Source organism: Streptomyces sp. NPDC051051, from assembly GCF_040682975.1.
In the GTDB taxonomy this organism is placed as follows: Bacteria; Actinomycetota; Actinomycetes; order Streptomycetales; family Streptomycetaceae; genus Streptomyces.
This window is the reverse complement of the sequence record NZ_JBFBCB010000033.1, coordinates 1-19,326: the sequence shown is the minus strand read 5'-3', so window position 1 is coordinate 19,326 and position 19,326 is coordinate 1. Positions and strand designations below refer to the sequence as shown.

Genomic DNA, 19,326 nt, shown 5'->3' with positions numbered 1-19,326 from the left:
GTGGCGGCCACCGCCGGGTGGTGGCCTACGCGGGCCGCTGGAGGACGGTCATGCTCCGGTCGACCAGGGTCAGCCGGTCACCGGCCGCGACCTTCACGGGCGTCTCCCCCCGCACGGACTCCGGGTTCGCCGTGTCCACGACCACCTGCCACTGCCGCCCGTGGTCGACCGGCACCACGAACTCCAGGGTCTTCGGGGAGGCGTTGAACATCAGCAGGAAGGAGTCGTCGGTGATCCGTTCCCCGCGCGAGCCCGGTTCGGAGATCGCGTTGCCGTTGAGGAACACCGTCAGCGTCGAGGCCTGCGCCGAGTTCCAGTCCCGCTGGGCCATCTCCTTGCCCTCCGGGGTGAACCACGCGATGTCCGACAGGTCGTCGTGCGTCCCCTCCACGGGCCGTCCGTGGAAGAAGCGGCGGCGGCGGAACACGGGGTGCTCCTTGCGCAGCCGCACGATCGCCCGCGTGAAGTCGAGCATCCGGTCGCCCTCCCCCTCGGGGTCGGGCCACTCCACCCACGACAGCTCGCTGTCCTGGCAGTAGGCGTTGTTGTTGCCGCGCTGGGTGCGCGCCACCTCGTCGCCGTGGCTGATCATGGGCACGCCCTGCGACAGCATCAGCGTCGCCATGAAGTTCCGCATCTGCCGGGACCGCAGCTCCCGCACGTCCGGGTCGTCGGTGTCGCCCTCGACGCCGCAGTTCCAGGACCGGTTGTGGCTCTCGCCGTCCCGGTTGTCCTCGCCGTTGGCCTCGTTGTGCTTCTCGTTGTACGACACCAGGTCGCTCAGCGTGAACCCGTCGTGGCAGGTCACGAAGTTGATCGAGGCCAGCGGCCGGCGCCCGTCGTCCTGGTACAGGTCGGAGGAGCCGGTCAGCCGGGAGGCGAACTCGGCGAGCGCGCGCTGCTCGCCCCGCCACACGTCCCGCACGGTGTCGCGGTACTTGCCGTTCCACTCGGTCCACAGCGGCGGGAAGTTCCCCACCTGGTAGCCGCCCTCGCCCACGTCCCACGGTTCGGCGATCAGCTTCACCTGGGAGACGACCGGGTCCTGCTGCACCAGGTCGAAGAACGACGACAGCCGGTCCACCTCGTGGAACTGGCGGGCCAGGGTCGCCGCGAGGTCGAAGCGGAACCCGTCGACGTGCATCTCGGTGACCCAGTACCGCAACGAGTCCATGATCATCTGGAGCACGTGCGGGGACCGCATGAGCAGCGAGTTCCCGGTCCCGGTGGTGTCCATGTAGTACCGCGGGTCGTCCGCCAGCCGGTAGTACTGCGCGTTGTCGATGCCCCGGAAGGACAGCGTCGGGCCCAGGTGGTTGCCCTCGGCGGTGTGGTTGTAGACCACGTCGAGGATCACCTCGATGCCCGCCTCGTGCAGCGCCCGCACCGCCGACTTGAACTCCAGGACCTGCTGCCCGCGGTCGCCCCAGGAGGCGTAGGCGTTGTGTGGGGCGAAGAAGCCGATCGTGTTGTAGCCCCAGTAGTTGTTGAGGCCCATGTCGACCAGGCGGTGATCGTTGACGAACTGGTGTACGGGCATCAGCTCCAGCGCCGTGACGCCCAGCTCGGTGAGGTGTTCGATGATCGCCGGGTGCGCCAGGGCGGCGTAGGTGCCGCGCAGCTCCTCCGGCAGCTCCGGATGGAGCATCGTGAGGCCCTTGACGTGCGCCTCGTAGATCACCGTGTGGTGGTACTCGGTGCGGGGGCGCCGGTCGTCGCCCCAGTCGAAGTAGGGATTGACCACCACGGACGTCATCGTGTGGGGCGCCGAGTCGAGGTCGTTGCGCTTGTCGGGGGCCCCGAAGTGGTAGCCGTACACCTCCTCGCCCCACTGCACCGAACCGCTGATCGCCTTCGCGTACGGGTCGAGCAGCAGCTTCGCCGAGTTGCAGCGCGACCCGCGCTCGGGCGCGTACGGCCCGTGCACCCGGAAGCCGTAGCGCTGCCCCGGCATGATGCCCGGCACGTATGCGTGCCGGACGAAGGCGTCGCTCTCGCGAAGTTCCACCGCCGTCTCCGAGCCGTCGTCGTGCAGCAGACACAGCTCTACTCGGTCCGCGGCCTCCGTGAAGACCGCGAAGTTCGTACCGGCGCCGTCGTACGTGGCGCCGAGGGGATATGCCTCTCCAGGCCAGACCTGCATGGACACGACTCTTCCAGGTGTGCTGCTCCGCCGGGACCGCCTTCGCACCGAGTCTCCAGGAAAGTGAGGGAACCACCTGTGACTTACGTCCCTCTTACCGGGCGACCAGTGCATACGCCCCATTCGGCGTACGCCGAACCAGTGGGGCCTACAACGTACTCCCGGGGCACAGGGGGAGTAGGGGGAAGATGTGCGCACGACAGTGCGCCGCCACCTGGGCAAGGTGGTGGCAGGTGCGGCCGTCGCGGTGGCCGCGACAGCCGCGATGATCGCGATCACCCTGCCGGGCACGGCGGGGGCGGAAGGAACCGGAGGGGGATCGGCCGGCCGGGTGGCGGCCGGCGGGCAGGACGCCGCACAGGACGGTGCGGGACAGCAGGACGGCGCGGCTGCGGTGGCGCCCGGGGTCGTCGAGCGGGCGCCCGCCGAGGGCGAGCGCGGCACGGGGCGCGACCCGCTGACCGACGACGAGATCGCCCGCGTCGAGCGCATCGCGCTCAACCGGCAGCTGCTCGACGCGAGCCGGGACGTCGACGGCGACCGCGGCCCGCAGCACCTCGGCGTGGACCTCGCCGAACCCGGGGCGGACGAGATCGACGACCCCTCGGCGCCCCGCCGCGCCGAGGTGACGTTCTACGACTACGAGGACGACACGCTCGTCACCCGGACCGTCAACCTGGACACCGGCAAGGTCGAGGCCACCGACAGCGGACGGGGCGTCCAGCCGCCGCTCAGCCGCGCCGAGAACACCGAGGCGGCCGCGCTGCTGATCGCCGACCCGCTCGGCGCGGGCCTGCGCGCCGACTACAAGGACGCCACCGGCAAGGAGCTCACCTCACCGGAGCAGCTGCAGCTCTCCAGCATGGTGTACCGCGCGGTACCGGGCGCCCAGCCCGCCGCCTTCGACCAGTGCGGGATCCACCGTTGCGCCCGGCTGCTGCTGAAGGTGAAGAACGGCCCGTGGATCGACACCCGGTCCCTGGTGATCGACCTCAGCACCCGCAAGGTGGCCGCGCTCACCCGCTGAGCGCCCCCTTCCGTCCACTTTTCCGACCCGCACCTCCCGCGCGGCCGCGCTGCCTGCCCCGGGAGGGTGACGCACAGGGAGTCATGTCCGCATGCGCCTGAACCACCCGAACGACGGCCACCGGCCGCCCGCGATCAGCCGTGCCCGCAGGGGCGCGGCCCTCGGCCTGTCCGTGGCCGCGCTGGCCGCCGGAGTGTCCGCGACCGGCACCGCCCCGGCCGCCGCCCGGCCCAAGGCGGCCCCCGCGGCCGCCGCCGACTGCAGCGCCGCCTACCGCATCCAGCAGAAACTCTCCAACGGCACGACCTGGAGCATGTGCTGGCGCTTCGAATCCAAGTCCGGGCTCGTCCTGGAGAAGGTCTCCTACCAGCCGCGCGGCGAGGCCCGCCCGATCAGAGTCCTCAACAGCGCCAAACTCGCCCAGATCCACGTGCCGTACGACGACGGCTCCAACGAGTACAACGACATCACCGACTACAACTTCGGCTCGGGCCTGGTCAACATGAGCCCCGCCGAGTGCCCCGGCGGTACCATCAAGACGGTGAAGGTCCCCGACGCCTACAACTCCGAGAACCCCAACGTGAAGGGCCTGTGCACCACCACGCGGGCCCGCGGCCACGCCTACCGGATGCAGACCGACTCCGGGAAGGTCTACCAGGCGCAGGGCAAGGACCTGCTCGTCTACACCGTCAACAAGGTGAGCTGGTACGAGTACATCACCGAGTGGCGCTTCTCCGACGACGGCACCGTCTCCATGAACGTCGGCGCCACCGGCAGCCTCTCGCCCTTCGACTACGACGCGGGCGACGGCCGCGGCTGGCCCATAGGCAAGGGCGCCAAGGCCTACGCCACCAGCCACAACCACAACGTGTTCTGGCGGCTCGACTTCGGCCTCGACGGATCGAAGAACAAGGTCGAGCAGTACGACTCGGTGGTCAAGCCGCCCGCCGCCGGCGCCCAGGCCCCCACCAACAAGACCACCCGCACCACCGTCACCAAGGAACTCGCGGGCGACGCCAAGAACATGCGCTGGTGGCGCGTGGTCAGCACCACCGGCAAGAACAAGGACGGCCACCCGCGGTCGTACGAGATCGTCCCCGGCGTCAGCAGCAAGTACCCGGGCCGCGCCTTCACCCGGCACGACATCTACTTCACGCAGTACGACAAGTGCGAGCGGTACGCCAACAACAACGTCCGGCTGTGCGCCTCCGGGCACCCCACGACCGTCGACAAGTGGGTGAACGGACAGGCCCTCACCCACCCCGTGGCCTGGGTGAACGTGGGCTTCCACCACGTCGCGCGGGACGAGGACCAGCAGCCCATGCCGGTGCACTGGCAGGGATTCTCCATCGCCCCCAGGGACGTCACCGCTATGAGCCCGCTCACTCCGCCCGCCCTCGTCGGCGAGAACGGCCGTCCGCGCACCGGAAGTTGAGAAACGACCCTGCCCATCCGGCTGCACCGCCGACCGCTCCCGGAGTACCCTTCCTTGATCGTTGGGACGGGGATGCTCGGGGGAGCGGAAGGCGGTGCGCGGGTGGGCTCGGGAGGGCTGGAGCTGCCCCCTGGTGACGACAGTCGCGAGGGGGGCTCCACAGACGTCCCGCCCGGCACGGTGTCCCTGGCCCGGCCGATGGAGGGCGCCATCGGGCCGGAGCTGGACTGGGACGCCGAGGCCTGGCGCGAGGTGCGCACCCGCGCCCAGCGGGCCGGCCGGGCCTACATCTGGCTGAACCTCGTCGAACAGCGGCTGCGCGCCGTGGTGGCCGCCGTGCTGCGGCCCATCTACGAACCCGTCCACGGCGACGAATGGGCGGTCGCCGCGGCCGGGCCCGCCGGCCAGGAGTGGGTGCAGCGCGCCGTCGCCGTCCGCGAAGTCAGCCGCCGCAAGGGCTACCTGCTCGATCCGGCCGACGACAACGTGATCTCCTTCCTCACCCTGCCGCAGCTGCGCGAACTGATGGTGCAGCACTGGCCCTGCTTCGAGCCGTACATCGACGACCGCCGGGACGTCGAACTCGCCCTGGACGAGCTGGAGGTGACCCGCAACGTCGTCTCCCGCAACCGGGCGCTGTCCGAAGCCGTCCTGAACCAGGCCGAACGCGCCTCCGCGCGCCTGCTGGAGATGCTCGGCACCGGCGGCGACGTCCCCTCCGCGCGCCGGCTGCCCGTGGACGCCGTCGAGGACCTCGTCGGCGACCGGTACGCGGACGTGGTCGCCGTCCACTCCGACCGGGTGCGGCTGCTGCGCCAGTTCCCCGCCGAGGACATCTTCGACGGGGCCCGCCGGCTCGACGCGATCGGCATCGGCCTCAACCTGCTCGTGCAGAACTTCTCCGGCCGGCGGCTCGTCCGGCTGGCGGAGGCGGGCGCCCGGGTGCGGCTGCTGTTCCTCAACCCGGCCTCCAGCGCGGTGAAGCGCCGCGAGCGCGAACTCGGCATGAAGCGGGGCGAGCTGAGCCGGTCCGTGGAGATGAACATCCTGCACATGCGCCGGGTCCGCTCCCGGCTGCGCGACCCCGGAGCCTTCCAGATCCAGGTCTACGACGAGACGCCCCGCTTCGCCGCCTACCTGGTCGACGGCGACGGCACCGACGGGATCGCGGTCGTGCAGTCCTATCTGCGGCGCATGCGCGGCATGGAGGCGCCGGTGCTGGTGCTGCGCAACGGCAACCGGGTGGTCAAGTCGGGCGAGGTCGACGAAGGCGGACTTTTCGCCTCCTACCGCGAGGAGTTCGAGCTGACCTGGGCGGACTCACGGCCGGTGTCCTGACCGTTCGCGGGCGGTCTGTCACTGGCGTCCTGGCCGTTCGCCGACGGCCTGCGGCCGGTGCCCTGACCGTTCGCTGATGATCTGAGGCGGTTGTCCCGATTGTTCGCGGACGGTCTGCGGCAGTTGTCCGGAACGTCCCGGGGTAAGCGGAACGCGCTCCTCTGATTGTCAGTGGCGCATGCGAAGGTGGAGACCACTGGGGGAAGCACCACCGAGAAGGGGGGCCACCATGGCCTGGCACCGCGAGCTGCTCATCGGCTTCGACCTGGAGACGACCGGGACCGACCCGCGCGAGGCGCGCATCGTCACGGGCGCCGTGATCGAGGTCAGGGACGGGCAGGTCCTCGGGAGCCGGGAATGGCTGGCCGACCCGGGCGTGGAGATCCCGGCGGAGGCGGTGGCGGTCCACGGCATCAGCAACGAACGGGCGAACTCCGAGGGCCGTCCGGCCGACGAGGTCGCGGACGCCATCGCCGGCGTCCTCACCTCCTACTGGCGCACCGGCGTCCCCGTCGTCGCCTACAACGCGGCCTTCGACCTGACCCTGCTCTCCGCCGAACTGCGCAGACACAGCCTGCCCTCCCTGCGCGACCGCCTGGGCGGCCTCGACCCCGCCCCGGTCGTCGACCCGTACACCATCGACCGCTGGGCCGACCGCTACCGCCGCGGCAAGCGCAACCTCGAAGCGGTCTGCGCCGAGTACGGCGTCACCCTCGACGCGGCGCACGACGCCCGCGCCGACGCCCTCGCCGCCGCCCGCCTGGCCCGCGCGATAGCCGAGCGCCACCCCAAGGTCGCCTCCCTCGGCCCGGCGGAGCTGCACCGCCGCCAGATCGAGTGGTACGCGGCCTGGGCGGCGGACTTCCAGGACTTCCTGCGCCGCAAGGGCGACGCGGACGCGGTCGTCGACGGTGTCTGGCCGGTGCGGGAGCCGGCGGACAGCCACACCCTCTGAGCCCGGCCCGCGGCCGTCCGGCGGTGCCGGGCAGGCGCCGGAGCCGGCCCGGCAGGGCTCACCGGGGACGTCCGGGCGCGGCTCAGAAGGGGTGCCAGCGCACCGACTCGTCCCCGTCGCGCAGCGACGCCACCCGGCGCCCGAACTCGGCCAGCGCCTTGGGGTTGGCCGGCGCGTGCTGGGCCACCCAGGCGCAGCTCGCCGTCTCACGGGCGCCCCGCAGCACCGCGCAGCCCTCCCACTCCCGCACGTCCCAGCCGTAGGCGGCGGTGAAGGAGTCGTAGGCCTCGGCGGGCAGGCCGTAGCGGTCGCGGGAGAGAGCGAGGACGACCAGGTCGTGCTCGCGCAGGTCGGCGGAGAAGGTCTCCAGGTCGACCAGGACCGGCCCGTCCGGGCCGATGTGGACATTGCGGGGGAGCGCGTCGCCGTGGATCGGGCCTGGCGCCAGATGGGGCGTGAGCGCGGCGGCGGCCGTCGCGAAGCCGTCCCGTCGCTCGCGCAGGTACGCCGCGTCCGCCGGGTCGACCGCGTCGCCGGCCAGTCGCAGCCAGCGCTCCACGCCGGCCAGCAGATCGCGCGGCGGCAGTGTGAAGGAGGGGGAGGGCAGCGCGTGCACGAGACGCAGGAGCTCGGCCAGGTCCCGGGGCCCGGCGGGCCGCAGCGGGTCCGGCAGCCGGTGCCACACCGTCACCGGGTGTCCCTCGACCAGCAGGGGCTTCGCCTCGGCCGCCCGCACCGCCGGGACGCCCGCATCCGCCAGCCAGGCCGCGACGTCCAGCTCGCGCCGGGCCCGCTCCAGCAGCTCGGCGTCCCGGCCGACCTTCACCACCAGGTCACCGGCGGCGAACACCGCGTTCTCGCCCAGGGCGAGCAGCCGCGCCTCGCCGGCCGGCAGCCCCGCCGCGGCCAGTACGTCCCTCGCGCGTGCCTCGTCCATCGTCCGCCTCCCTGTCGTGACCGTCTGCTCCTGCCGGGACGGCGTCGGGAACCGGCCGTCCGGCGCCCAGTCTCGCATTCGCACAGGTCGGGCCGTGTGCGCGGTGCCTTGACGGCGTACCCCCGCTTGGCAACCGGGGCGGAACCGCCCCCTTGCGGTCCGCCTTGCCCCGGGCGGCCGGACGCCGCCCACCGGTACGACGGCGCTCGCCGACCCGGCGCTGCACGCCACCGAGCACGACCGGGCCGCCGGCCCCGCCCTCGCCGCCCGCCTGCGCCCCGCCCCGCACAGCCGGTGCGCTGCTACCCGAGTGGAAGGACGAGGAAGGGCAAGGTGGCCGCCCCGGCCTTCCAGGAGTACTCCAACGGCGCGATCGGCCCGGACGAGCTGCGCGACCGGGTGGAGGGCGACGGGAACCTGCTGCCGGCCCGTTACCGGCGCTGACGGCGCCGGCACCTTATTGCATTGCACGAGACGTCTCGTCTCGCCTACCGTCGGGCACATGACCGCACCCGCGCACATCGCCATGTTCTCCATCGCCGCCCACGGCCATGTGAACCCCAGCCTGGAGGTGATCCGCGAACTCGTCGCCCGCGGGCACCGGGTCACCTACGCCGTCCCGCCCGCCCTCGCCGACAAGGTCGCCGAGACCGGCGCCGAGGTGAGGTCCTGGCACTCCACCCTGCCCTCGCCCGACGCCGACCCGTCGGCCTGGGGCTCCACCCTCCTCGACAACGTGGAGCCCTTCCTCGCCGACGCCGTCCAGGCGCTGCCCCAGCTGATCGAGGCCTACGAGGGCGACGAGCCCGACCTCGTCCTGCACGACATCGCCTCCTACCCGGCCCGCGTCCTCGCCCACCGCTGGGGCGTGCCCGCGATCTCCCTCTCACCGGCCCTCGTCGCCTGGGAGGGCTACGAGCAGGAGGTCGCCGAACCGATGTGGGCCGAGCCCAGGAGGACCGCGCGCGGCCGGGCCTACTACGCCCGCTTCCACGCCTGGCTGGAGGAGAACGGCATCACCGCCCACCCCGACGACTTCGCCGGCCGGCCCGCCCGCTCCCTGGTGCTCATCCCGAAGGCGCTCCAGCCGAACGCCGACCGGGTCGACGAGAGCGTGTACACCTTCGTCGGCGCCTGCCAGGGCGACCGCACCGCGGAGGGCGACTGGACCCGGCCGGCCGGCGCCGAGAAGGTCGTGCTCGTCTCCCTGGGCTCCGCCTTCACCAAGCGGCCGGACTTCTACCGCGCCTGCGTCCAGGCCTTCGCCGGCCTGCCCGGCTGGCACCTCGTGCTCCAGATCGGCAGGCACGTCGACCCCGCCGAGCTGGGCGACGTCCCCGCGAACGTCGAAGTGCGTTCCTGGGTGCCGCAGTTGGCCGTGCTGCGGCAGGCCGACCTGTTCGTCACCCACGCCGGCGCCGGGGGCAGCCAGGAGGGGATGGCGACGGCGACGCCGATGATCGCCGTACCGCAGGCCGCCGACCAGTTCGGCAACGCGGACGTGCTCCAGGCGCTCGGGGTCGCCCGCCACGTCCCCGCCGAGGAGGCCACCGCCGGGACACTGCGCGCCGCCGCCCTGGCCCTGGTCGACGACCCCGAGGTGGCCCGGCGCCTGAAGGCGATCCGGGCCGACATGGCCGAGGAGGGCGGCACCCGCCGGGCGGCCGACCTCATCGAGGCCGAACTGCACGCCCGGTAGCCGCCCCCGGCCCTCACCCGTGTCCCGCTGGACACGGGTGAGGGCCCGCCGACTCCCCGGTGATCGACGGGCCCTCGGCCGACGGGACCTCCGGCTCCCCGGCTCCAGGGCTCCGGAGGCGTGCGGTTCGGGTCAGCGGGTCACACCCGCACCGGCTCGCCCTCGTCGTCCCTCGTCGTCGGCTCGAAGGCCTCGGCCGACTCGTCGTGCGTCAGGTCGGGCAGCCGGTGCAGCCACGTCGGCAGGTACCAGTTGCGTTCGCCGAGCAGCGCCATCACCGCCGGGAGCAGGACGCCCCGGATGACCGTCGCGTCGATCAGGACCGCGGCGGCCAGGCCGACGCCCATCTGCTTCATGGACTGCATGGACAGCGTGCCGAAGATCGCGAAGACGGCGACCATGATGACGGCGGCGCTGGTCACGACCCCGGCCGTGGTGACGACACCGTGGGCGATGGCGTCCCGCGTGGTCCGGCCGCGCAGCCGCGCCTCGCGGATCCGGGAGACCACGAACACGTGGTAGTCCATCGACAGGCCGAACAGGATCACGAAGAGGAACAGCGGCAGCCAGGTGACGATGGCGCCGACGCCCTCCGCGCCCACCAGGGAAGCGCCCCAGCCGTGCTGGAAGACCCCCACGAGGATGCCGTAGGCGGCGCCCACGGACAGCAGGTTGAGGACGATCGAGGTGATCGCGATCGTCAGCGAGCGGAACGAGAGCAGCATCAGCGCGAAGGCGAAGACGACGACGAACGCGAAGACCGGGACGACGGCTCCGGCCAGCTGGTCGTTGAAGTCCTTGGAACCGGCCACCTGCCCGGTGATCGGCGCCTCGACGCCGTCCACCTTCCCGAGCGTCGCGGGCCGTACGTCGTCGCGCAGCTTGTCCAGGCTCGCGCCCGCCTTGTCCAGGTCGGAACCGCCGACCAGCGGGACGTACACGAAGGCGATGTTCTGCGCGTCGTGCAGCTTGATCTCGACGGGGCCGCGGGAGGCGCCCGAACTGATCGCCCGCTCGCGGAAGTCGGCGAGCGCCGACTTCACCTCGGGGGCGTTGATGTCCTTCGCCCGGACGACCACCTCGGCCGGGTCGGAGCCGCCTGGGAAGGCCTCGTTGACCCGGTTGTAGGTCTGCACGATGGGCAGCGAGTCGCCGAACTCCTGGTCCAGGGTGAGGTTCTGGGTCTTCATGCCGAGCGCGGGGGCAGCGATGGCCAGCAGCGCGCCGGCCGCGACGAGCACGGAGACCAGGGGCCGGGCCAGGACGCCCTTGAGGACGGCCGACCAGAACCGGCTCTCGCCACCGCCCTTGCGGTTGCGGGCACGGCGCCGCAGGAAGGGGATGCGGCCCTTCTCGACCCGCTCGCCCAGCAGCGACAGGAGCGCGGGCAGCACGGTCACGGAGCCGACCATGGCCACGGCCACCACCATCAGCGAGGCCAGGCCCATCGCCTCGAACTCGGCGAGCCCGGTGAACAGCATGCCCGCCATCGCCACGCACACGGTGACGCCGGAGACGATGATCGCCCGGCCGCTGGTCGCGGCGGCGATCCGCAGCGCGGTCTGCCCGTCCCGGCCCGCCTCGCGCTCCTCGCGCTCGCGGCGCAGGTAGAACAGGCAGTAGTCGACGCCGACGGCCAGGCCGACCAGCAGCATCACGGAGTTGGCGGTGTCGCTCATCGGCATGACGTGGCTGACGACGCCCATCAGACCCATCGTCGCCATGATCGCGGTGACCGCGAGCAGCACCGGGAGCAGGGCGGCCACCAGGGCGCCGAACGCGATGAGCAGAATGCCGAGGGCCACCGGCACCGCGGAGTACTCGGCCTTCTGGAAGTCGTCGCCGAACGCGTCGTCGAACGTCTTCATCATGCTGGCGCCGCCGATCTCCTCGATCCGCAGTGCCTCGTGGTCCTCCTGCACGCCCTCGACGGCCTTCAGGACCGGCTCGATCCGCTCGCCGGCGGTGTCGGAGTCGCCGCGCACGTCGAACTGCACCAGCGCGCTGCGGCCGTCCTTCGAGATGGTCCGCGAGTCGTACGGCGAGGTGACCTCGGTGACCTCGCCGGTGCCCTCGACGGCCGTGACGACCGCCTCGACGGCCTCGCGGAACGCGGCGTCGGTGGCCTTCAGCTTCGTGTCCTTGGCCTGGACGAGGACCGTCTCGCTGGCGGGCTCCTCGATCCCGGCGTCCTCGATGATCTTGGCGGCGGTGTGCGTCTCCCCCTTGAGCTGGTCGCTGTCCTTGACGTCGACCCGGCCGGCCGCCGAACCCAGCGCCATGGCCAGGAACACGAACAGCACCCAGATCCCGACGGCCGTCCAGCGGTGCCGGGCACTCCAGCCGCCGGCCCGCGCGGCGATGCCCCGCACCCGTGAATCTCCGTTCCGCATGACGGGCTTTCCCCCTCGAGGTGCGGTGGCGGCCCCCTGCCGCCACCTCTCCCTTCGAAGGTAGGGGGCGTATAAAGCCATCTCGTCGTGCTGTTCGACGAGGTGCGGGCCGCCCGGCTCCTCCCCTCGGACCCCGCCGTCTCACCGCTGGGGAGGACAGCGGCCCCCTACATCTATCGCCGGCTCTCGGGGACGATGATCAGGGTCACGCCCCGCTGTCCGGTCTGCCGCGCCGATCCCCCTGTGGGGTTGCGCAACCTTCTTGAACAAGTCACAGGTGCGCGAAGCGGTTGATCCGGCCCCCGCCGATCGACGAAAGTTTCGCCCAGCCCGTTCCGCCGGACCGGACCACCGCGGCCCGTTCACCGGACCGGACCGGCCCCCGCGGCCGTCGCGCCCCCCCCACGGGGCACGACGGCCGCATAGTCTGTCCGGATGACGACGACGTACGCCGCACTGTTGCGCGGCATCAACGTGGGCGGCAGCAGGAAGGTCCCGATGGTGGCCCTGCGGACGCTGATCGAGGACCTCGGCCACGGCGACGTCCGCACGTACCTCCAGAGTGGCCAGGCCGTCTTCTCCAGCGGCCACGGCGACGAGGACGGTCTCGCGCGGGAGCTGGCGCGGGCGATCGAGAAGCAGTTCGGCTTCGCCGTCGACGTGATCGTGCGCGACCACGCGTACCTGAGGGCGATCGCCGACGGCTGTCCCTTCCCGGCCGCCGACCTGGAGTCCAAGCAGCTCCACGTCACGTACTTCTCCGCCGCCGTCGACGCCGACCGCTTCGCGGGGATCGACACGGCCGCGTTCCTGCCGGAGGAGTTCCGCCTCGGCGACCGCGCCCTGTACCTGTACGCCCCCGAGGGCCTCGGCCGCTCCCGGCTCGCCGAGCGGCTCTCCCGGCCCCGCACGACCGAGGGGCTGATCGCGACCACCCGCAACTGGAACACCGTGGTCAAGCTGGTCGAGATGACCCGGTCCTGAATCCGGTCGCGTTCGTCCGGGAGGACCCCGCGCCCCGTCCCCGGCGTGAGGGACATGACCTACGACGAGACGCACCGGCACACGTCCGAATGTGCCGGCGGGGCGGCGCGCGTCGCGCGCGGTGTCCCGACCGCCCGCCCGGTCCTCGGCGTCGTCGAACGCCACGGCGGCCGCTACCGCCGGTACGACGGCTTCGCCGATCCGGTGCCGGTCCCGGACGACGCGCCGCCCTTCGAACGGGCACCGGCGGCGAGCGGACGCACCCCGCGGCAGGACGCCCGGGTGGACCACCGAAGACGCTCCCGATTGGGCCACGGCACAGGCCCACCGGCGGACTACCGTCGCCGGCATGACCCACACGCCCGCCCCCGCCCGCCCCCGCGTCGACCTCTGGTTCGACCCCGCCTGCCCGTTCGCCTGGATCACCTCCCGCTGGCTGCTGGAGGTCGAACGGCAGCGCCCGCTCGACCTCCGGTTCCGGGTCATGAGCCTGTACCTGCACAACGAGGGCAACGAACTGCCGGACTGGTACCGCGCGTTGGTCGACAGCTCGATCGGCCCGGTCCGGGTCGCCGTCGCGGCGGCCCGGCAGCACGGCGACGCGATCCTGCGGGACCTCTACACCGCGCTCGGCACCCGCATCCACGTGCACGGGGTCAAGGACTTCGACGCCGTGATCGCCGAGGCCCTCGCCGAACTGGGCCTGCCCGCCGGCCTGTCCGGGGCCGCCCACGACCCCTCGTACGACGACGCCGTCCGCCGCACCCACGCGGCGGGGGCCGAGCCGGACTCCGGCGGTTACGTCGGCACACCGACGATCCACGTGGACGGGACGGTGTGGTTCGGGCCCGTGCTGCGCGCCGTCCCGCGCGGGGAGCGGGCGGCGGAACTCTTCGACGCCTTCCGCGTGCTGGCGGCCGAACCCGACTTCTTCGAGCTGAAGCGGACCCGGGTGGGCGGCCTGTCCTTCGCGTGACCGTCCCGACCGCCCGGCCCGTTCCCGCGCGCGGGTAGGACCCTCAGGCCCCGACCGCCGCCGGCATCGGGATGCGGGCCGCGTCGTACCGCTCCAGCAGGACGCGGGCCACCTCGGGGGACGGGCCCAGCACCTCGGCGAGGACGTCCGCCTGCGCCGCGCCCCGGGCGATGCGGTCGGGGAGGAAGCCGGGGGCCAGGACGTACGGGGCGACCGCCACCGTGGAGCAGCCCAGCTCGCGCAGTTCGCGCACCGCGTCCTCGGTGCGCGGCAGTGACGCGGAGGCGAACGCGGGTCGCACGGCGCACCAACCGGTGTGCCACCACTCCCGCGCGATGTCTGCGATCACCGCGATCGCCTCCGGGTCCGTGGACCCCGCCGAGGCCAGCACGACCCCGGTCGAGGACTTGTCGGCGGGCGTCAGCCCCGCCTCGTACAGCCGCCGTTCCAGAGCGGAGAGCAGCAGCGGGGAGGGGCCGAGCACCTCCGCCTGGTGGATCCGCAGCCGGCGCGGAGCGTCCCGCAGGACGGCCGGGATGTCCGCCTTGGCGTGGAACGCGCGCGTCAGCAGCAGCGGGAGCGCCACCACGTCGCGCACGCCCTCCGCCGCCAGCGACTCCAGCACCCCTTGCACGGACGGGACGTTGAAGTCCAGGAAACCGGTCTCCACCCGCAGCCCGGGCCGCAGCGACCGCACCCGCCGCACGAGGGCGTGGACGGTCGCCGCGTGCCGCGGATCGCGGCTGCCGTGGGCGATGACGAGGAGGACCGGTTCCCGGCGCACGAGGGTCAGCCCTTCACCAGCAGTCCGCGCCCGCGCAGCACCCGTCGCTCCAGCGGGCTGAAGATCAGCAGGTCGATGGCGATGCCGACGAACAAGATCAGGAGGATCGCCTCGAACACCATCGCCATGGAGCTGGCGTTGCGGCCGTTCTCCAGCAGCGCGCCCAGGCCGATGCCCAGGTCGGGGGAGGAGGCGATGATCTCCGCCGCCATCAGCGACCGCCAGGAGAAGGCCCAGCCCTGCTTCAGGCCGCTCAGGTAACCGGGCAGTGAGGCCGGCAGCACGATGTGCCAGGCGCCCTTCAGCCCGGTCGCGCCCATCGTGCGGCCCGCCCGCAGGAACAGCGGCGGCACCTGGTCGATGCCGGAGACCAGGCCGTTGGCGATGGAGGGGACCGCGCCGAGCAGGATCACCGCGTACATCATCGAGTTGTCCAGGCCCAGCCAGATCACCGCGGGCGGCACCCACGCCACCGACGGCAGCGACTGCAGACCGGACAGGATCGGGCCGATCGCGGCGCGCACGAACTTCACCCGGGCCACCAGCAGACCCAGCGGGGTGCCGATGGCGAGCGCCAGCAGGAAGCCCAGCAGACCGCGCGAGACGCTGGTCCAGATGTACCCGAGGAGCTTGCCCTCCAGCCACGCGTTCTTGAACTCGGCGCCCACGTCGGACGGGGACGGCAGCTTCGCCGGGTCGTCGACGATCCCGAAGGTGATCAGCGCCTGCCAGACCACCAGGACCACCGCGACCGCGACGATCGGCGGCAGGATCTTGTTGACGAAGGTCTGGCGGAAGGTCGTACCGGCCGCCGTCGACGTCTCGAGGGCGTCGAGGCCCGCCTCCACCCCCGCGATGCCGTTGTCGCGGACCGGGGCCTTCGCGGTCGGGTCGCTGGTCTCAGTGCTGGCCATGACGGCGGATCTCCCCACGCAGGACTTCGGTGATCTCCAGGGACAGCTCGGCGACGGGAGCGTCCTCGATGCGGCGCGGCTGCGGAATGCCGACCGTCCACTCGCGCGCCACCCGGCCCGGCCGGGAGGACAGGAGCACGACGCGCTGCGCGAGCCGCACCGCCTCCCGCACGTTGTGCGTGACGAACAGCACCGAGAGACCCGTCTCCGCCCAGATCCGGGTGAGTTCGTCGTGCAGCACGTCCCGCGTGATCGCGTCGAGTGCCGCGAACGGCTCGTCCATCAGCAGCAGCCGCGCGTCCTGGGCGAGCGCCCGCGCCAGCGCCACCCGCTGGCGCATACCGCCGGACAGCTCGTGCACCCGCTTGCCGTACGACCCCTTCAGCCGGACCAGTTCGAGCAGCTCCTCGGCGCGGTCGCGCCGGTCGTTCTTGGCAACTCCCCCCAGTTTCAGGGCGAGTTCGATGTTCTTGCCCGCGGTGAGCCACGGGAACAGGGCGTGCTCCTGGAACATCAGGGCCGGCCGCCCGTCGGTGCTGATCTCGCCGGCGGTCGGGGCGTCGAGCCCCGCCACCAGGTTCAGCAGCGTCGACTTGCCGCAGCCGGAGGCCCCCAGGAGGGTGACGAACTCGCCCGGCGCGACATCGAGGGTGATGTCGTCCAGGACGAGCTGCGGCCCGGCGGGGCCGGTGAAGGACTTCGAGACGTGCTCGATGCGGGCGGCGTGGGCCACCGACTCGGTGCCGTCGGCGGCCTTGGCCAGGGTGGTTGCCATGGTCGTCACCTCCTGGGAACTCTCGTGGGTGCGTGGTTACTCGACGCCGAGACCGGCGTCGTCGACGGTGGGCTCACCTGCGGCCTGAAGGACCTTGTTCAGGGGCGCGAGGTCGTAGATGCCGTCCAGCAGCGGGTCCTCCAGCAGGCCGGCCTCGATGGCGTGCCGGGCCTCGCTGTTCAGCGTGGCCGCCAGCGGGTCGTCGGTGAACCAGATGGACTTCCACGCCGGGTCCAGCACCTGTGCGGGCAGCGCCTTGCCGGAGTCCGCCTTCAGCTGCGCGTTCGCCGCCGCCTTCGCCTCGTCCGGGTGGGCGTTGATGTACTTGTTGACGTCGGCCGACGCCTTCAGGACCGCCGCGACGGCCTTCGGGTGCTGCTCGAGGAACGTCTGCGACACGATGATGTTCGTGATCACGAACTTCTTGTCGGGCCACAGGTCGGACTCGTCCAGCAGCACCTTCGCGCCTTCGGCGACCAGCTTGGACGCGGTCGGCTCGGGCACCCAGGCGCCGTCGATGGAGCCGGACCTGTAGGCGTCCGGGGTGACCTTGTTGTCGGTGCGGACGACGGAGACGTCGCCCTTGCCGCTCTGGGCGTCGACCTTCCAGCCCCGCTCGGAGATCCAGTTCAGCAGCGCCACGTCCTGCGTGTTGCCGAGCTGCGGGGTCGCGATCTTCTTGCCCTTGACGTCCTTCAGGGACTTGATCTTCTTCGGGTCGACGACGAGCTTCACGCCGCCGGAGGCGGAACCGCCGATGATGCGCAGGTTCTTGCCGTTCGACTTGGTGTAGCCGTTGATGGCGGGGGAGGGGCCGATCCAGCCGATGTCGATGGAGCCGGAGTTGAGCGCCTCGATCTCGGACGGGCCGGCGTTGAAGACCTGGTACGACGCCTCGGTGGCGCCGAGGGCCTTCTGGAAGTAGCCCTTGTTCACGCCGACGAGGGCGGTCCCGTGAGTGAGGTTGCCGAAGTAGCCGATCCTGACGGAGTCGAGACCGTCGACCTTCTCCGCCCCGGCGGCGACCTTCTGCTGGGCCGGCTCGTCCTCGGCCTCGGAGCCGTAACCACAGGCGGCGAGGGTCAGGAGGGGAAGCACGGCCATGACGGCGAGGCCGCGGCGAAGCAGGCGACGGGGGCTGCCCCCGTCCGGACGGGGCCGGGGGAGGGAGAGGTTGGCAGGCACGGGAGGTCTTCCTCTCGTCGGCCCGGCGGTCACGGTCTCTCAGGTCGTGGCCGGGGGGTCGGCAGGTTTTCGTCTACGGCGGCGGGGGGTGCGGGCGCGCTGGCAGTGCGCGTACGTCAGCGCACACATCGCGCCACTCCGCCCTGTCCGCTGCCCCGGGCACCGCTGCCGACGCGGCCGCCCTCCTTCGCGAACGTGGAGTAGTAGTCGGTGGAGTTCACGTCAGAAGTCCCACCCGTCGTCCTCGGCCGGGTCCTTGACCGGCTCGGGGGAGGCGAACGACTCGCCGACCATGCCCGCGGTGAGCGTGGTGCCGTCGCTCGGGTCGATCAGGATGAACGAGCCCGTGCGGCGCGAGTCGGCGTAGGAGTCCACCGGCAGCGGCTCGGCGGTGCGGATCTTCACCCGGCCGATGTCGTTGGCGACGAGCTGCCCCGGGTGCGGGTGCAGGGACAGGTCGTCGAGGGTGAGACGGGACGGGATGTCCTTGACGATCGCCTTGACGGTGCGGGTGCCGTGCCTGAGCAGCACCCGGTGGCCGACGGTCAGCGGCGCGTCGGCGACGTGGCAGACGGTCGCCTCGACGTCCTGCGTGGTCGGCGGGGCGTCCTTGCTGGGCACGATCAGGTCACCGCGCGAGACGTCGATGTCGTCCTCCAGCAGGACGGTCACCGACTGCGTCGTCCAGGCCACGTCGACCGGCGTGCCGAGCAGGTCGATGCCCGCGATCCTCGTGGACCGGCCGGACGGCAGCACCGTGACCTGCTCGCCCACCCGGAACGTGCCGGCGGCGATCTGGCCCGCGTAACCGCGGTAGTCGGGATGCTCGGCCGTCTGCGGGCGGATGACGTACTGCACGGGCAGCCGCGCGTGGCAGTGCGCCAGGTCGTGGCTCACCGGAACCGTCTCCAGGTGCTCCAGGAAGGTCGGCCCGCCGTACCAGTCCATGTTCGCCGACGGCTCCACCACGTTGTCGCCGGCGAGCGCGGAGATCGGGATCGCGGTGACCTCGGGAACGCCCAGCTCGCCCGCGTAGGCGGTGAACTCCTCGGCGATCGCCGCGAAGACGGACTCGTCGTACCCGACGAGGTCCATCTTGTTGACGGCGAGCACCACGTGCGGGACGCGCAGCAGGGCGGCGATCGCGGCGTGGCGGCGGGTCTGCTCGACGACGCCGTTGCGGGCGTCGACCAGGATCACCGTCAGTTCGGCCGTGGAGGCGCCGGTGACCATGTTGCGGGTGTACTGCACGTGGCCGGGGGTGTCGGCGAGGATGAAGCGGCGCCGCGCCGTGGCGAAGTAGCGGTAGGCCACGTCGATGGTGATGCCCTGCTCCCGTTCGGCGCGCAGGCCGTCCGTGAGCAGCGCGAGGTCGGGGCCCTCCTGGCCGCGGCTCGCCGAGGCGCGCTCCACGGCCTCCAGCTGGTCCGTGAGGATCGACTTGGAGTCGTGCAGCAGCCGTCCGACGAGCGTGGACTTGCCGTCGTCGACGGAGCCGGCGGTGGCGAACCGCAGCAGGGTGGTGGCCGCGAGTTCCTCAGTCGTGATCGTGCTCATGCTTAGAAGTACCCCTCGCGCTTGCGGTCTTCCATCGCGGCCTCGGACATCTTGTCGTCGGCGCGGGTGGCGCCGCGTTCGGTCAGCCGGGAGGCGGCGATCTCGGCGATGACCTGTTCCAGCGTCAGCGCGTCGGAGTCGACGGCGCCGGTGCAGGACATGTCGCCGACGGTGCGGTAGCGCACCTGGCGCTTCTCGATCCTCTCGCCGTCGCGGGGGCCGCC

The 19,326-nt window shown here is 72.0% G+C and carries 14 protein-coding genes and 4 pseudogenes; 9 read left to right on the top strand and 9 right to left on the bottom strand.

Going from position 1 to position 19,326, the window contains the following annotated elements:
* Window positions 1-25: 25 nt before the first annotated feature.
* Window positions 26-2,143, bottom strand: a complete 2,118-nt coding sequence (glgX, locus tag AB0N31_RS23790) for a glycogen debranching protein GlgX (RefSeq protein ID WP_366060411.1) — start codon at window positions 2,141-2,143, stop codon at window positions 26-28.
* A gap of 190 nt (window positions 2,144-2,333) precedes the next feature.
* Here glgX and AB0N31_RS23785 point away from each other — a divergent pair, with 190 nt between their 5' ends.
* The 4 genes from AB0N31_RS23785 (at window position 2,334) to AB0N31_RS23770 (ending at window position 6,898) form a co-directional block, all read left to right on the top strand.
* On the top strand, window positions 2,334-3,170 hold the full coding sequence (locus tag AB0N31_RS23785) for a Tat pathway signal sequence domain protein (protein ID WP_366060410.1): 837 nt from the start codon (window positions 2,334-2,336) through the stop codon (window positions 3,168-3,170).
* Between the two features lie 91 nt (window positions 3,171-3,261).
* Entirely contained in the window at window positions 3,262-4,605 is a 1,344-nt protein-coding gene (locus tag AB0N31_RS23780) for a copper amine oxidase (RefSeq protein ID WP_366060409.1), read from the top strand.
* Between the two features lie 72 nt (window positions 4,606-4,677).
* Window positions 4,678-5,943 carry an SAV2148 family HEPN domain-containing protein gene (locus AB0N31_RS23775; protein WP_366060475.1) on the top strand — a complete coding sequence of 422 codons (1,266 nt, stop codon included), beginning with the start codon at window positions 4,678-4,680 and terminating at the stop codon, window positions 5,941-5,943.
* Window positions 5,944-6,172: 229 nt separating this feature from the next.
* Window positions 6,173-6,898 (top strand): 3'-5' exonuclease, encoded by a 726-nt coding sequence (locus AB0N31_RS23770; protein ID WP_366060408.1) that lies wholly within the window; start codon window positions 6,173-6,175, stop codon window positions 6,896-6,898.
* 82 nt (window positions 6,899-6,980) lie between these two features.
* Here AB0N31_RS23770 and AB0N31_RS23765 read toward each other — a convergent pair whose 3' ends face one another.
* A complete protein-coding gene (locus AB0N31_RS23765) occupies window positions 6,981-7,835 on the bottom strand; it encodes an aminoglycoside phosphotransferase family protein (protein ID WP_366060407.1) in 855 nt (284 codons plus the stop codon).
* A 157-nt stretch (window positions 7,836-7,992) separates the two neighbouring features.
* On the opposite strand from AB0N31_RS23765, the pseudogene AB0N31_RS23760 reads away from it, so the two are divergent.
* Window positions 7,993-8,279 (top strand): annotated as a pseudogene (locus tag AB0N31_RS23760) (sugar ABC transporter substrate-binding protein); the annotation flags it as partial.
* 15 nt (window positions 8,280-8,294) lie between these two features.
* Window positions 8,295-9,534, top strand: a pseudogene (gene mgt, locus AB0N31_RS23755) (macrolide-inactivating glycosyltransferase).
* A 140-nt stretch (window positions 9,535-9,674) separates the two neighbouring features.
* Here mgt and AB0N31_RS23750 read toward each other — a convergent pair.
* Window positions 9,675-11,927: an MMPL family transporter gene (locus tag AB0N31_RS23750; protein ID WP_366060406.1), complete on the bottom strand. Its 2,253-nt coding sequence runs from the start codon at window positions 11,925-11,927 to the stop codon at window positions 9,675-9,677.
* Window positions 11,928-12,362: 435 nt separating this feature from the next.
* Here AB0N31_RS23750 and AB0N31_RS23745 point away from each other — a divergent pair, with 435 nt between their 5' ends.
* The 3 genes and pseudogenes from AB0N31_RS23745 (at window position 12,363) to AB0N31_RS23735 (ending at window position 13,887) form a co-directional block, all read left to right on the top strand.
* Window positions 12,363-12,911, top strand: coding sequence for a DUF1697 domain-containing protein (locus AB0N31_RS23745; RefSeq protein WP_366060405.1), 549 nt, complete (start codon window positions 12,363-12,365; stop codon window positions 12,909-12,911).
* A 132-nt stretch (window positions 12,912-13,043) separates the two neighbouring features.
* Window positions 13,044-13,190, top strand: a pseudogene (locus tag AB0N31_RS23740) (TIGR03086 family protein); the annotation flags it as partial.
* A 70-nt stretch (window positions 13,191-13,260) separates the two neighbouring features.
* Complete coding sequence (locus AB0N31_RS23735; protein ID WP_366060404.1) at window positions 13,261-13,887, top strand: DsbA family protein; 627 nt, start codon at window positions 13,261-13,263, stop codon at window positions 13,885-13,887.
* A gap of 43 nt (window positions 13,888-13,930) precedes the next feature.
* Here AB0N31_RS23735 and AB0N31_RS23730 read toward each other — a convergent pair whose 3' ends face one another.
* The 6 genes and pseudogenes from AB0N31_RS23730 to AB0N31_RS23705 all read right to left on the bottom strand — a co-directional run.
* Window positions 13,931-14,671, bottom strand: a complete 741-nt coding sequence (locus AB0N31_RS23730; protein ID WP_366060403.1) for a sirohydrochlorin chelatase — start codon at window positions 14,669-14,671, stop codon at window positions 13,931-13,933.
* A 5-nt stretch (window positions 14,672-14,676) separates the two neighbouring features.
* Window positions 14,677-15,585, bottom strand: coding sequence for an ABC transporter permease (locus AB0N31_RS23725; RefSeq protein WP_366060402.1), 909 nt, complete (start codon window positions 15,583-15,585; stop codon window positions 14,677-14,679).
* Entirely contained in the window at window positions 15,572-16,360 is a 789-nt protein-coding gene (locus AB0N31_RS23720) for an ABC transporter ATP-binding protein (protein ID WP_366060401.1), read from the bottom strand. Before AB0N31_RS23720 ends, AB0N31_RS23725 begins: the two co-directional genes overlap by 14 nt.
* A gap of 36 nt (window positions 16,361-16,396) precedes the next feature.
* A complete protein-coding gene (locus AB0N31_RS23715; protein ID WP_366060400.1) occupies window positions 16,397-17,464 on the bottom strand; it encodes an aliphatic sulfonate ABC transporter substrate-binding protein in 1,068 nt (355 codons plus the stop codon).
* A 303-nt stretch (window positions 17,465-17,767) separates the two neighbouring features.
* Entirely contained in the window at window positions 17,768-19,102 is a 1,335-nt protein-coding gene (locus tag AB0N31_RS23710; RefSeq protein WP_366060399.1) for a GTP-binding protein, read from the bottom strand.
* Window positions 19,103-19,104: 2 nt separating this feature from the next.
* Window positions 19,105-19,326 (bottom strand): annotated as a pseudogene (locus AB0N31_RS23705) (sulfate adenylyltransferase small subunit); the annotation flags it as partial.